This window comes from Endozoicomonas sp. ALC020 (assembly GCF_049275935.1).
Taxonomy (GTDB): domain Bacteria; phylum Pseudomonadota; class Gammaproteobacteria; order Pseudomonadales; family Endozoicomonadaceae; genus Endozoicomonas_A.
Window position 1 is genome coordinate 3,377,953 of record NZ_CP184830.1, and the last position, 15,158, is coordinate 3,393,110.

The window sequence follows — 15,158 nt, forward strand, 5'->3', positions numbered from 1 at the left end:
AGCGTAGCTACTTATTTCAGTTTATCTGACTGAAGGCTGAGGTCATCTTTCTGGTTCACATCATCAGGTTTGCGTTTTCGATGTATTCTTTTGTGATTCGACAGGTCTGGAGAATTTTTGCAGACCTTCCCGCATGGCTTTGGCTGGCCATCCTCCGCTAGCACGGATACGTTGCAGGTTTTTTGCCCGCTGTGCTCTCTGTTTTTGTGAGATGACAGGGCTTTTGTATTCTTGCAAACCTTCCCGCATGGCTGCTGTTGACCGTCGTCACCGATCAGGTTTACGTCACAGGCTCGCTGTCTGCTATGGTATCTGCTTCTGTGATCCGACAGGGCCTGAGCGTTCTTGCAGAGAGCCCCGCATAACCGCTGCTGGCCATCCTTTTCGATGACTGTCTGGGCGCAGGTTCGTTGCCCGGTGTGGACTCTGCTTTTGTGAACCGACAGAGCTTGTGCATTTTTGCAGAACCTTCCGCATGGCCGCTGCAGGCCATTTACTCCGACCACTGTTATGTCACAGGTTTGTTGTCTGGTGTGGTACCTTCTTATGTGATTCGACAGGCTTTTCGCATTCTTGCAGACAGCCCCGCATGGCTGCAGCTGGCCATCTTTCCACATCACAGTTGCATCACAGATTTGTTGGCCGGTGTGATCTCGTTTTTTGTGCTCTGACAAGGCTTTTCCATGCTTACAGACTGTCCCGCATAGCTGCTCCTGACCATCCTCTTTGATCACTATCACGGTACAGGTTTTTTGCCCGGTGTGGTATCTGCTTTTGTGAACCGACAGGGCGTGAGCATTCTTGCAGGTCTTCCCACATTGTCGATGTTGGCCATCTTCCCCGATCAGGGTCACCTTACAGGATTGTTGCCCGCTGTGGACTGTTGCCCGGTTTGTGCCTGTCCTGGAAAGATAAGGTGGGCTTTGATCCAATTGGGTTGATGCCGTTGCTGTTGGTAGTATTTCTGAAGTCCTGATTGGGGGGGTGAAATGGCTAAGTGTAAAGGGAATTCCGGTTTCTCCGAGAGGACTACGATTACGCAGATTGAGTAGCCCGCTGATTATAACCAAATCATCAGAAGTGACAGACGCATTCCCTGGCATTCGCACATGACCAGGTAACGATTGAGTCGGCTCTCTGTTATCGGATGATACACGGAATCGACAAACGCCCTGACAGGGATCGACGAAACAATTTAAACCTAAAGTGTGTGAGTGTTGTTCAGGCGCTTCGTCACCGTCACCAGAGTCAGAATGCAAGAGATAAGTGAAATAAACTACAGTCTGGGTGGTAGCTTGCGGAGCATGCTGGGCGGAAGAGTCTGGCGGTGGGTATTCTGGTGAGTTATGTCCAGAGTCAAGCATTGTCGTGATGGTCACAAACGGGTGGTTTCCATGTGTCAACATAGACTTTGCCTGTTGTTCAATCGGATTAAACGGCAGTGAATCCTGGTTCCAATAGCTTCTTAAAAGCGAGTCGGCAGCAAACAATACTTCTACAGGCAGCCATGAATCAGAATTTAAGTCTGGGTTAGCTTTTCTGTTGGTCAGGATCAGTTCGTAAGCAAGCAGCAGGTTCGCGGCGTAAAGCAAATGCCATGAGACAGACTTGATGATGGTTGTTTTTGCCTCGTAATAACCGGACCTGTGTGGTTTGTTATCAGACTGTGAGCATGGTCCTGAGTTGCCGTTTGTGTCAGTAATGTCTGATGGATGGCCTGACAATGTATCTGACAATGTATCGCCTGAAAATGTATCCGGGTCACGATCTATTGAGAAGGAATGTTTTGGAGAACCTGCATTCTGTTCAAGCTCGACTATTAAACTTCTTGTCAACACTTCGGCCTGACAGAAGACGGATAACGAAATTATCGGCAGCAGCAGTGCCGCAAAGAGTGAGTGTTTAATAATTCTATCCTTGCTTTCTGGTATACAGAGAGCAAGGATAGATCAAGAAAATAAGCGTGTTTTTGTGTCTTTCTTATGAAAGGACAGGTGTCAGATCAAGGGGGGCAGTCATTGTCCCGGCCTGCATCAACAGGTTTGCGTTTTTGATGTACTCTTTTATGCTCCGCAAGGGTTTGAGTATTCTGACAGACCGTTCCGCATGATCGTTTCAGACCATCCTTACCAACTACTGGAACGTCGCAGGTTTGTCGACTGTTATGCTCTCTGAATTTGTGAGATGACAGGGCTTTAACATTCTTGCAAACCTTCCCGCATGGCCGCTGCTGGCCATTTTTACCAGTTATGTTTATGTCACAGGTTTTTGGCCCGGTGTGGTGTCTTCTTTTATGATCCGACAGGGCTTGAGCACTTTTGCAGAACGCCCCACATGGTCGCCGCTGACCATCCTTTGCGACTAAGGTCAGGTTACAGACTCTTTGCCCGGTATGATGTCTTTTTTTGTGATCGGTCAAGGCGCTAGCATTCTTACAGAGTATTCCGCATGGCTGCGGGAGACCATCCTCCCTGACCACGGTTACGTCACAGGTTTGCCGCTCGTTGTGGTGATTGTGTTTGTGATTAATCAGGGCTTTAGCATTCCTGCAGATTTTCCCGCATGGCCGCCACTGACCATTCTCCCTGATCATTCTGACTTCACAGATTTTTTGTGCGGTGTGGACGCCGCTTTTGTGAGACCACAGTGAATCTCTGTTCTTGAAGACCTTCCCACATGGCCGCTGCTGGCCATCTTTCCCGACCAGGGCCAGGTTACAAACTCGTTGCCTGCTGTGGACTGTGGCTTGCTTTGGGCGTAAATGGACAAGAGGACTCAGGCTTTGACCTAATCGTGATGACCCTGTTGTTTGTTGTGTTTCTGAAGTCTCTATTGGCGGTGTTGAAAGGGCAGGCGTGAAAGAAGTTCCGGTTTCCTCGAGAGGCTCAGTGTTACTTAAATTGATTAACCCATTGATTATGCTGAAATCATCTGAGAAGGCAGACTCATTCCAGGGCGTCTGCGCATCATCAAGTGGCCATTCAGCTGCCGTTCCGCTAACTGCTCTGAATTGGCAAACACCATGACAGGGATCAACAAAACAATTTAAAGCTAAAGTGTGTGAGTGTTGTTCAGGGTCCTCGCCACCGTCGTCTGAATCAGAAAAAAGGAGGCGGGTGAAATAGCCGATAGTCTGAGTGGTGGCTTCTGGCGCTTGCTGGTCGGATGATTCTGGCGGCGGCTGTTGTGGTGGGTTGCACCCTGAGCCAAACATTGTTGTGACGGTCGTAAACGGGCGATTCTCATGCGTTAAAATAGATGTCGACTGTTGATCAATCGGGTTAAACAGAAATGAATCCTGGTTCCAATAGCTTTTTAAAAGGCAGCCGACAGCCGCAGCCACTTCTGCAGGTAGCCATGAATAAGGGTTGGAGTTCAGGAGAGTGTCTTTGGTGGTAAGGCTCAGTTCGTAGACAATCAGCAGAGTCGTGATATAAAGCCATTGCCGTGAAATTGACTTAATGAGGTTCGTTTTAACGTAGTAACCGCAGGTTTTGTCTAGTTTGTTATCAGGCGGCGTGTCTGACCTCTCATAGCCGTTTGTTTCAGCAATGTCTGAATGGCAACCCGGCGATGTATTCAGGTCAGGCTTTATAGTGAAGTTCTCTTTTGGAGAGCCGACATTTTGTTCAAGCTCAATTATGAAATTTCTTGTCAATAATTCCTCCTGACAGACGACAGATGACAAAAGTAGCTCTAAGAGCAGTACAACAAAGAGTGAGTGTTTAATAATTCTATCCTTGTTTTCTGGTTTAAAGAGAGGAAGGATAGATCAAGAAAATAATCGTGTTTTGCTATCAAAACTTTCTGTCAGAAATTAAAGGCCGTGAAGGGCAAAATCATTATGAATGGACTGGAGTCAGATCTTTACTTATTCATTTTACCTTCTTGATGACTGAGGTCATTATTCTGGTCAATATCAGCAGGTTTGTGTTTTGGAGTTTTGTGCATCATCAGGTTGATAAGTCCGAGGCTGAAAGTGTTGGCAATAAGCACATTGGCGTTGAGTCGCTGCTGACCATCTCCCCCGACCACGCTTATGTCACAGGTCTGTTGTCCGGAGAAAAGTTTTGTTTTTGAAAACCATGACTCTGTTCAAACTTGACAGTAAAATGCCCCGTCCATCGTTCTGCATGACAGACGACAGAGAACAAAAGTAGTAACAACGGTGCTGCCACAAAGAGTGAGCGTTTAATGGTTCTATCCTTGTTTTCTGGCATACGAAGAATAGATCAAGTAAATAAGTCTCTTTTTATGTCTTTCTTATGAAAGGGCAGGCATCAGATCAAGGGCTGGGGTCATTGTTGAGGCCTGCATCAAAAGGCTTGCGTTTTCGATGTATTCTTTTATGTTTTGACAGGGTTTGAAAATTCTGACAAACCGTTCCACATAGCCGCTGCTGACCGTCTTCCCCGACCACTTTTTGGTTACAGGTTCTTTGCCCGCCGTGCTCTCTTCTTTTGTGATCCTGCAGGCTGCCAAGATTCTTGTATAATTTTCCGCATGGCTGCTGCTGGCCATTCTTCCCGACCGCAATCACGTCACAGGTTTGTTGTCCGGTATGGACTCTGTTTTTGTGATTCGACAGCACTTTGACACCTTTGCAGACACTCCCGCATGGTCGCAGTTGGCCATCATTACCGACTATGATCACGTCACAGATTTGTTGTCCACTATGGATTTTGCTTTTGTGATCCGACAGGGCTTTGACACTATTGCAAACACTTCCGCACGGTTGCTGCTGACCATCATTACCGACTATGATCAGGTCACAGGTTCGTTGTCCACTATGGAATCTGTTTTTGTGATCCGACAGGGCTTTGGCACTTTTGCAAATAGTTCCGCATGGTCGCTGCTGGCCATCCTCCTCGACTATGATCATGCTACAGGTTTGCAGTCCGGTGTGGGCACTTCTTCTGTGTTCCATGAGGCATACAGCACTCTTGCAGACTCTCCCGCATGGTTGCTGATGACCATCCTCCCCGACTATGGTCACGTTGCAGGTTTTTCGCCCGCTGTGAACTCTGCTTTTGTGATCGGACAGGGCTTTGGCATTTTTGTAAACTCTTCCGCATGGTCGCTGCTGGTCGTCATTCCCGACTACGGTAATGCTACAGGTTTGTGGTCCGGTGTGGGCGTTTCTTCTGTGTTCGAAGAGGTATCTGGCATTCTTGCAGACTGCCCCGCATGGCTGCTGCTGACCATCCTTCCCGACGATGAGCACTCTACAGGTTTGTTTTTGTTGTCTGCCGTGGACGCTTCTTTTGTGCTCCAGGAGACTTAGCGTATTCTTGCAGACTTTTCCGCACGGCCGCTTAAGACCATTCTCCAAAAACAGGGTCAAATCACAGACTTTTTGTCCTGTGTGGGTTCTGCTTTTGTGATCCGACAGCGCTTGAGCATTCCTGCAGATCTTTCCGCATGTCTGCTGCTGGCCATCCTCCCCGGGCACTGCCACGTCACAGGTTTTTTGCCCGGAGTGGTATTTGCTTTTGTGAACCGACAGAGCATGAGCGTTCTTGAAGATCTTTGCGCATGGTTGCCGCTGGTCATTCTTCCCGACTATGGCCATGCTACAGGTTTGAAGTCCGGTGTGGTCCTTTCTTCTGTGCTTCTGGAGGTATAGAGCATTCTTGCAGGCTGTCCCGCATGGCCGCTGCTGGTCATCCCCCATGGTCACGTCACAGGTTTTTTCCCCCGCCTGCCGTTTACTTTTGTGATTCGTCAGGGCTCGTCGGCAGTGGGTGTCTCCTTTAAAAGGAAAACAACCCGAAGGTGAAGTTCCAGCTAATTCAAGCGTTTCCGAAGCTTGTAATTTGCCTGTCTGGGAAAGATGAGGTGGACTTTGCCCCGATTGGAATGATTGTCTTGTTGGTTGTGCTACCGAAGTCTCTGTTGAAGGGATAGGTATACAGGAAATACCGGTTTCTTCAGGAAGACTATGACCACGTAGATTGAGTAACCCTCTAACCATAGCCCAGTCATCAGAGGAGATAGGCAAATGTCCTGACATTGGCGCATCATCATTGAGTGGCCACTTATTGGCCCCTCTGTTTTCGGGTGATGATCGGAATTGACAAATGCCATGACAGGGGTAGACGAAACAATTTAAACCTAAAGTATGCAGGATTTGTTCAGGATCCCCGTTACCGTCGCCAGTGCCAGAATATAGCGGATTAGTGAGAGAGCCTATAGGCAGAGGAGTGGTTTGTGGGGGTTGCTGGCCGGATGACTCTGGAGGCTGATATTGCGGTGGGGTATATCCAGAGCCGTAGACAGTGATGATGGACGCAAACGGATGGTCCTGCTGTTTCAACAAAGATGTCGTCTCTTGTTGTTCGCTCAGACTGAGTTGTTCCAACGGGTTAAACAGGGCTGAATCGAGGTTCCAGTAACTTTTCAAAAGCCAGCCGACAGCAACAACCACCTCTACAGGTACCCAAGAATAATTGCTGGAGCTCAGTGGGGAAGTTTTGGTTGTCAGGATCAGCTCGTAAGCAACCAGCAGATTCGTGGTGTAAAGCCAGTGCCACGAAATTGACGCAACGATGGTTGTTTTTACCCGGTAACCACTCGAATTGTGTTGTTTTTTATCAGGCCGTGTATACGATCCTCCATAGCCGCGTGTGTCAGTGACGTCTGACGGGTTGCCCGGCAATGCCGACAATGTGGGCCGGTCAGGTTTTATAGAAAATTTTTGTTTTTTAAACCCCGTATTCTGTTCAAACTCAACAGTAAAGCACCCTGTCCATGCTTTGGCCTGACTGGCGAAAGACAGCAACGGTAGCAACAGCAGTGCCGCAAAGAGTGAGAGTTTAATAATTCTATCCTTGCGTTCCGGGATATAGAGAGGAAGGATAGATCAAGAAAATAAGCGTGTTTTTTTGTCTTCCTCATGAAATGGCTGCTGTCAGATCAAGGGTTGAGGTCTTTGTCCCTGTCTGCATCAACAGGCTTGCGTTTTCGATGTATTCTTTTATGATCCGAAAGGGCTTTTGCATTATTCAAGAGCTTCCCGCATGAATACATCTGGCCATTCTCACCGACCAGGGTCGCGTCACAGATTTGTTGTCCGGTGTGGTATCTTTTTTTGTGGTTAGTCAGGGAATTGGCATTCTCCCAGGCCATTCCGCATTGCCGGGGGAGACTATCCTCTCCGACCACGTTCATATGACAGGTGTGGTACCCGCTGTGATATTTGTATTTGTGATCCGCCAGCGAGCTTGCATTCTTGCAGACCTTCCCGCATCGCCGCTGCCGACCATCCTTCCCGATCACTGTCACGTAACAGGTCTGTTCTGAGGTGTGTTGTCTTCTTTTGTGATTCATCAGGGAGTTAGGATTCTTCCAGACAGTCCCGCAATATCGTCGAAGGCCATCCTCTCCGACCACGGTCATATAACAGGTTTGCTGCCCGCTGTGGTGTTTGTATTTGTGACCCGCCAGCTTACTCTTATTGCTGCAGACTTTTCCGCATGGCTGCGGCTGGGCACCGTCTTCGGTTACTGGCAGCATACAGGTTTGTCGTCTGGTATCGCAGGCGCTTTTGTGAGTCGACAGATCTTTGGCATTCATGAAGACCTTCCCACACTTCTGTTGGCCGTTCTCGCCGATCACGTTCAGGTCACAGGTTTGTTGTCCGGTATGATATTTTCTTTTGTGATTCATCAGTGAATAAGTATTCATACAGACCGTCCCGCACGGCCGCGAGAGACCATCCTCTCCAACCATGGACATAGAACAGGTTTGTTGGCCGCGGTGATATTTGTATTTGTGATCCGCCAGCGTGCAGGCATTCTTGAAAATCTTTCCGCATGGCTGCTGCTGACCATCCCTCCCGACAACGGTCGCGTTACAGGTTTGTTGACCGGTTTTGTGTCTTCTTTTGTGAGTAGACAGGGTATCGGCATTCTTACACACCGTCCCGCATAGTCGTGTCCGGCCATCTTCCAGGACCACCGTTACGCCACAGATTTGTTTTCCGGTGTGTTCTCTTCTTTTGTGATTTGCCAGTGCACTGGCATTCTTGCAGATCTTTCCGCATTGCTGTTGCTGGCCACTTTCCCCGACCACCATCACGTAGCAGGCTCTTTGTCCGGTATGGTATTTGCTTTTATGAACCGACAAGGCATTAACATTCTTGCAGATTGTCCTGCACGGCTGCGGCTGGCCATTCTCGCCAACTATTGTTAAGCCACAGGCTGGTTGTTCGTTATTGTTTATGGCTTGTACTCTGTTTGTCCGGGAAATATGGGATGAGCTTTGATCCAATCGGGATGAGTGAGTGACTGTTTGTTCTGTTTTTGAAATCCCCGCACGGGATGTGAGATGGCTAAGCGTGAAGGAGATTTCGGATTCTTCGGGACAACTTTGATTACGTAGATTGAGCAATCCGCTGATTATAACCAAATCATCAGTGTTGACAGGTAAATGCTTGAGCGTTGTTGCATCATCAGGCTGATGCGCTTGTCGTTGGGAGGGGTTATGTCCATTGGCAAAATGAGGGTATAAGCCTTGTCCGGGGTGCGTTTCTGTGCAGTTTGACGAGATTTCCTGGTAATTCAGCGTCCATTCAGCGGGCCTTTTGCCATCGGTTGATGGTCTGAATCGACAAACGCCGTTACAGGGGTGAGCGAAACAATTTAAACTTAAAGTATGTGAGAGTTGTTCAGAGCCCCCGTTACCGCCGCCAGTGTCAGAATAAAGCGGGTTAGTGAGAGAGTCTTTTGGGAGATTAGTGGTTTGTGGGGTTTGTTTACCGGATGCTTCTGATGGCTGATGTTGTGTTGGATTTTGTCCATAGCCATACATGGTAATGAGGATCTGAGACAGATAATCCTCCTGTGTCAACATGGATGTCGTCTGTTGTTCGATTGGGTCAAATAAAGGTGAATCGGGATTCCAATAGTTTTTTAAAAGCCAACCGACAACGACAACCACTTCTGAAGGTACCCACGAATAAGGGCAGGAGTTTAGAGGGTTGTTTTTGGTGGTCAGGAGCAGTTCGTAAGCAACCAACAGATGAACCGCACAAAACCATTGCCACGAAACTGACTCAATGATGGTCGATTTAATCTCGTATCTGCCCGATCTTTGTCGTTTTTCACCAGACGGCGAAGCTGATCTTGTGCAGCCGTTTTTGTGAGCAATATCGGATGGATTGCCTGACGATGTATGTTGATTATGCTTTATAGAAAAGCTCTGGCCCGGAGAATCTGTATCCTGTTCAAGCTCGACAGTAAACCGTCCTGTCCAGGGTTCGGCCTGACAGACTGCAAACAACGAAAGCAGCAATAACAGCGGTGTCGCAAAGAGTAAGTGTTTAACAATTCTATCCTTGCCTTTTGGTTTACAAAGAGGAAGGATAGATCAAAAAATAAGTGAATTTTTCTGTCAGAGACCTGAGTTATCGTCAGGCACTGGTTTGCGTTTTCGATGTGTTCTTTTTTGACTGTAAAGGACCTGGGTCGTCTTGTCGGCCATCACGCATGGCCGCCGCTGACTATCCTTCCACACCACTGTTACGTCGCGGGTTTTTTGCCCATTGTGGTTTTTTCTTTTGTGATCCGACAGGGCTCTGGTACTTCTGCAGACTCTCCCGCATAGTCGCTGCTGTCGATTCTTTCCGATCACTATCCAGTCACAGGTTTTTTGCCTGGTGTGATGTCTACTTCTATGATCCGCCAGGGCGCGAGCATTCGCCACTGTCAACCCACATTGCCGTTGTTTGCCATCCTCTGTGACCACGGTCAGGTTACAAGTTTTGCGACCGGTGTGGTATCTGCTTTTATGGCATGAAAGCGCCTGAATATTCTTGCAAATCTTCCCGCATAGTCGCTTCTGGCCATCCTCTGTGACAACGATCTTGTCGCAGGCCTGTTGCCCGGAGTGGTCTTTTCTTTTGTGATCCGACAGGGCTTTAGGATTCTTGCAGACCATCCCACATCTCTGCTGCTGACCATCCTTTCCGACTCTGGTCAGGTAACAGATTTTTTGTTCGCCGTGCTCTCTTCTTTTGTGTTCCTGCAAGGCTTTCGCATTCACGCAGAGCACCCCACATAGTTGCTTCTGACCCTCCTTCCTGACCAGGACCACTTCACAGCTTCGCTGCCTGGAAGGGTCTACTCTACAGGTTAACCTGGGACCTATTGTGGCTGGGTCAACTTTTTCTACGTCGATTTCGTCTGAGTCAACCTTTTCTACGTCGATTTCGTCTGAGTCGATCTTTTCTACGTCGATTTCGTCTGAGTCGGCCTCCTCTATATTGACCTCACCTGAATCAACCTCTTCTTCATAGTTGCAGCTTCTGGTTGGGTTGCTAACAATGCTATGCGCCTGAAATAGTTGGACAGATGTACATTGGAGTTGAATGTCAGAAAAAAACTCCATGCTCTCGAAAGGCAAACCTTGTCGGAAGTCTGTAGCGTTTAGAAAATCAAAATGACCTATACAACTAAAGCAGTATCCATTAGCCAAATGAGGGCATGAACTTTGTTCAGGTAACGCCCCTGTGTGGTCTGTCGAGCTTCCAACTGAACCCAGAGGCCACCCGGCGGATGCTCTGCTATCGAATGATGATCGGAATCGACAAACGCCATAACAGGGATAGATGAAACAATTTAAGCCCAAAGTATGTGAGTGCTTTTGCGGGCCTCCTTTACCGCCGCCAGAACCAAAATACAGAGGGCTAATGAAAGAGCCTGCAGGTTGTTTGTTAGCTTGTGATGCTTGATGGCCAGATGATTTTGATTGTTGGTATTGTGGTGGGTTTTGCCCGGAGCTAAACATCGCAGTGATAGTCGCAAGCGAGTAATCTCCCTGTGTCAGCATAGAGGTCGCCTCCATTTGTTCAATAGGGTTAAGCAGGGCTGAGTCCGGATTCCAATAGCTTTTTAAAAGCTGGCCGACATCAACAAAGGCTGCTATTAGTACCCATGAATAGGGCCTGGAGCTCAAAGGGAACGTTTTCACGCCATAACTGGTGGCTCTGTATGGTTTCTTATCAGGTGGAAAGTCTGTATTCTGTTCAAGCTCGATAATAAAATGTATTGTTAACGACTCAGCCCGGGAGATGAAAGGGAAGGACAGGAGCAACAACAACGCTGCTGAAAAGAGTGAGTGTTTAATAATTCTATCCTTGCATTCTGGTCTACAGAGAGGAAGGATAGATCAAAAATAAGTGTGCTTTTCTGTCAAAAAACTTCTTGTAAAAAACCTCTGCCATAAATCAGAGGTTGCGCTGGGTAAAACCTCATTGAAGTCGTCTAATGGTCGTTACTTTTTCTTCTTACTTTCAGTTGCACTGAGGTCACCGGTCTGGTTCACATTCACAGGCTTGCGTTTTCGATGTATGCCTTTGTGATACATTAGAGCTGCATTATTCTTGCAGGCCTTACCGCATGGCCGCTGCTGGCCGTCCTCCCGGACGACGGGTTCGTCACAGGTTCTTTGCCCACTATGGATCCGGAGTTTGTGAGATTTCAGGGATTGAAGATTCTTGAAAACTCCCCCGCATTGCCCCGTTTGGCCATCCCTCCCGACGACTGTTAAGTTACAGGTCTGTTGTCCGGTGTGGGCAATTCTTTTGTGATTCTGCAGGGCTCCGGGATTCCTGCAGACCTTCCCACATGGCCTCCGCTGACCATCCATGCTGACCAGGATCACACCACAGGTTTGTTGCCTGGCATGTTTGCTTCTTTTGTGATTCAACAGAGCTATAGCATTTTTGCAGACCTTCCCGCATTGTCGCTCCTGACGATCCTCCCCGACGACGGTCAAGACACAGGTCTGTTGCCCGCTGTGGCATAGGCTTCTGTGAGTGTAGAGGGATTTTGCATTCTCGCAGATCTTCCCGCATGGACGCCGCTGGCCACCCTCCGCAACCACTGTCGCGGCACAGGTTTGTTGCCCACTATGGATTTTGCTTTTGTGAGAGATCAGGCTTTCTTTGTTCTTGCAGACCGTTCCGCATGGTCGTGGCTGGCCATCCTCTCCGACCACGATCACGATACAGGTTTGTTGTCCGGTGTGGGCAATTCTTTTGTGAGTCCGCAGGGCTTCAGGATTCCTGCAGACTGTCCCACATGACTTCTCCTGGCCACCCTCCCCGACCACTGTCATGTCACAGGTTTTTTGCCCACCGTGGCATTTGCTTTTATGACTTGACAATGACCGGACATTCTTAAAAAGCCTCCCACATGGTTGTTGCTGGCCATCCTTTCCAACTGTGGTTACAGCACAGGTTTGTTGTCCGCTGTGGGCTGCTTTTTTGTGTTCTGTCATGGCTTTAGAACTCTCACTGACCATTCCGTAGCGCCAATGTTGATCATTATTCATGGTCCCTATTTCGTTGCAGGCTTCTTGTTTGACCAGGGCTGTGGCTGTCCTTACACCCATTGAGACCGGGGCGAGCCCGTCTAAGGCAGCCCCGTCCAGGGCGACCCCGTCTAAGGTGACCCCGTCAAAGGCGACCCCGTCTAAGGCGACCCCGTCTAAGGCGACCCCGTCTAAGGCGACCCCGTCTAAGGCGACCCCGTCTAAGGCGACCCCGTCTAAGGCGACCCCGTCAAAAGAGCTGCGATTATAGGGTCGGTTGCCATCAGTGTCGTGTGTCCGAATGAGTTGTCCAGAAGTATATTGCAGTTGAATGGCGGGGGGATTATTCAATGCTTCCAAAAGTGAGTTTTGCTGGTGATGTCCAGTGCTTTCAGTCTGAGAATGACTGAGGCAACCATAGGAAGGTCTATTGGCCAATTGTAGGTATGAGCTTTGTCCGTATGTCAATTCTGTGTCGTCTGTCCAACTGTTCAGGAAATCCAGCATTCCGCTTTCGGATGATGGTCGAAATTTGCAAATGCCATTACAGGGGTAGACGAAACAGTCTAAATCCAACGTATGTTGGTATTGCTGAGGGTCTCCGTTCCCTTCCTCAGAAGAGGAAAACAGTATGCTGGTGAAATGGCCTGGAGGGCAGATGTGAGTGGCGGGGGTTTGCTGAACAGATGATTCTGATGATTGTCCTTTTTGTTGGTCATGTTCACAGCCTGCCATCACAGTGGTGATCGAAAATGGTTGATACCGCTTTTTCAATATAACTGCCGATTGTCTTTCAATTGTGTTTAACAGCAGTGAATTGGGGGTCCAATAGCTTTTTAAAAGCCAGCCGATAGCGACAACCACGTCCACAGGCAGCCGTGTAAAAGGGGGGTAGCTTAGAGGAACGTCTCTGGTCGACAGGGTCAGTTCGTAAGCAATCAGCAGATTAGTGGCATGAAGCCACTGCCAGGAAATCAACTCATTGAGGAACATTTGAACTCCATAGCCATCTTCTCTTTGTCGTTTGTCTTCGGCTAGAGAGTCAGATCCTGCATAGTTGTTTGTGTCAGCAATGTCGGACGGGTTTCCCGGTAATCCAGGTTGGTCGCGCTTGATGGAAAAACTCAGATTTGGACAACTTGCATTCAGTTCAAGCGCGACAATAAAATGACCTTTCCAAAATTCAGCCTGACCAACGACAGAAAACGACAGTGTCATCAATATAGGTATTGCAAAGAGTGAGTGTTTAATAATTCCATCCTTGCATTCTGGTCTACAGAAAGGAAGGATAGATCAAGAAAATTAGCTTGCTTTTCTGTCAAAGAACTTTTTTTTAAAAAACGCTGTTAAAAATCAAAGGTTGCACGTGGTAAAACCACATTGAAGCCATACTGGTCGTTACTTTCTCTTCTTACCTTTCGGAGGACAGAGGTCATCCTCCTGTTCAAAGTTAACAGGCTCGCGTTTTCGATGTTTTCTTTTGTGATTCGCCAGGACTCCGGCATTTTTGCAGACCTTCCTGCATAGTCGCCGCTCGCCATCCTTCCCGACCACGGTCACATCACAGATTTGTTGCCCTCTGTGGATTCTGGATTTGTGAGATGACAGAGATTGAAGATTTTTGAGTACTACCCCGCATAGCCTCTGTTGGCCATTTTTCCCGACCACTGTTACGTTACAGGTTTGTTGACCAGTGTGAGCACCTCTTTTGTGAACCCTCAGGCTGGCAGGATTCGCGAAGACCTTCCCGCATGGCCGCTGTTGGCCATTTGTTGAGACCAGGGTCATATCACAGGTTTGTTGCCCGGCGTGGTCTATTGTTTTGTGATCCGAAAGGGTTTTAGCATTCCTGCGGATCATCCCGCATTGCTGCAGCGGGTCATCCTGCTTGATCACCATCATGTTGCAGAATGCATTCCCGGCAGAGGCGTTTGTATGGGTTGCCACTGCACCCATTGATTTTATGGCGACTCCGTCTGAGGTAGCCCCGTCTAAGGCGACCCCGTCTGAGGCGACCCCATCCATTAAATTGCAACGATAGCAGTTTTTATTGGCAAAATGAGGGCATGGCCCTTGTCTGAGTGCTGATTCTATTTGGCAAATCAAACTCTCCACGGAATTCAGCGCTCCGCTGTCCGATGGAGGTCGGAATCTGCATAGACCATAACACGGATGAACGAAACAATTTAAATCCAACGTATGTTGGTGTTGTCGAGGACTTTCGTTACCGTCGCCATAATCAGAAGACAGATGACTGGAGAAATAACCTGAAGGGCGGGCAGGTGTTTCGGGAGCTTGCTGGTCAGATGATTCAGATGGTTGACCTTGCTGTTCATGTTTATAGCCAGGCATCGTAATGGTGATTGCAAGCGGGAGCTCATCCTGTTTCAACATAGATACCGCTTGCAGTTTAATTGGATTAAACAGCGGTGAACAGGGGGGGCAGTAGCTTTTTAAAAGCCAGCCGACAGCGACAACCACTTCTACAGGTAGCCGTTTTGAGCCTGGAGGAGCGTCTCTGGTAGTCAGGATCAGTTCGTAGGCAATCAGCAGCTTGGCAGCGTGGAGCCATTGCCAGAAGATCGACTCAATGAGGGTCGTTTTTACCTGATAATCGTCAGGTATGTGTCGTTTGTCATCAGGCGGCGAATCGGATTTTGCATAGTCGTTTGTGTCGGTGATGTCTGGCGGGTTTCCAGATAATGTGAGTTGATCGCGCTTGATAGAAAAACTCGGGTTTGGAAAACCTGAATTCTGTTCAAGCTCGATAATAAAATGTCCTGTCCATGGTTCAGCCTGACAGACGAAAGAAACCGGTAATACCATCAATAGTGTCAGAGCAA

8 protein-coding genes are annotated in these 15,158 nt (G+C 48.3%); 1 reads left to right on the top strand and 7 read right to left on the bottom strand.

Features of this window, described 5'->3' with window-relative positions:
• Nucleotides 1-11 precede the first annotated feature (11 nt).
• Complete coding sequence (locus ACOJUO_RS12660) at nt 12-1,835, bottom strand: hypothetical protein (RefSeq protein WP_422139992.1); 1,824 nt, start codon at nt 1,833-1,835, stop codon at nt 12-14.
• Nucleotides 1,836-2,002: 167 nt separating this feature from the next.
• A complete protein-coding gene (locus ACOJUO_RS12665; RefSeq protein ID WP_422139993.1) occupies nt 2,003-3,658 on the bottom strand; it encodes a hypothetical protein in 1,656 nt (551 codons plus the stop codon).
• Between the two features lie 128 nt (nt 3,659-3,786).
• Here ACOJUO_RS12665 and ACOJUO_RS12670 point away from each other — a divergent pair, with 128 nt between their 5' ends.
• Entirely contained in the window at nt 3,787-4,080 is a 294-nt protein-coding gene (locus ACOJUO_RS12670) for a hypothetical protein (protein WP_422137027.1), read from the top strand.
• Nucleotides 4,081-4,285: 205 nt separating this feature from the next.
• On the opposite strand, the gene ACOJUO_RS12675 is transcribed toward ACOJUO_RS12670, so the two are convergent.
• From ACOJUO_RS12675 to ACOJUO_RS12695, 5 genes are all read right to left on the bottom strand, one after another.
• Nucleotides 4,286-6,790, bottom strand: a complete 2,505-nt coding sequence (locus ACOJUO_RS12675) for a hypothetical protein (protein ID WP_422139994.1) — start codon at nt 6,788-6,790, stop codon at nt 4,286-4,288.
• 125 nt (nt 6,791-6,915) lie between these two features.
• Nucleotides 6,916-9,282 carry a hypothetical protein gene (locus ACOJUO_RS12680; RefSeq protein WP_422139995.1) on the bottom strand — a complete coding sequence of 789 codons (2,367 nt, stop codon included), beginning with the start codon at nt 9,280-9,282 and terminating at the stop codon, nt 6,916-6,918.
• Nucleotides 9,283-9,393: 111 nt separating this feature from the next.
• On the bottom strand, nt 9,394-11,097 hold the full coding sequence (locus ACOJUO_RS12685; RefSeq protein ID WP_422139996.1) for a hypothetical protein: 1,704 nt from the start codon (nt 11,095-11,097) through the stop codon (nt 9,394-9,396).
• A gap of 177 nt (nt 11,098-11,274) precedes the next feature.
• On the bottom strand, nt 11,275-13,533 hold the full coding sequence (locus tag ACOJUO_RS12690) for a hypothetical protein (RefSeq protein ID WP_422139997.1): 2,259 nt from the start codon (nt 13,531-13,533) through the stop codon (nt 11,275-11,277).
• 180 nt (nt 13,534-13,713) lie between these two features.
• Nucleotides 13,714-15,141 (bottom strand): hypothetical protein, encoded by a 1,428-nt coding sequence (locus tag ACOJUO_RS12695; protein WP_422139998.1) that lies wholly within the window; start codon nt 15,139-15,141, stop codon nt 13,714-13,716.
• Nucleotides 15,142-15,158 lie beyond the last annotated feature (17 nt).

Excerpts from the sequence above, each read along its gene's own strand:
- ACOJUO_RS12695 (WP_422139998.1), bottom strand. The coding sequence starts at position 15,141 with ATGGTATTACCGGTTTCTTTCGTCTGTCAGGCTGAACCATGGACAGGA.
- ACOJUO_RS12690 (WP_422139997.1), bottom strand. The coding sequence starts at position 13,533 with ATGACACTGTCGTTTTCTGTCGTTGGTCAGGCTGAATTTTGGAAAGGT.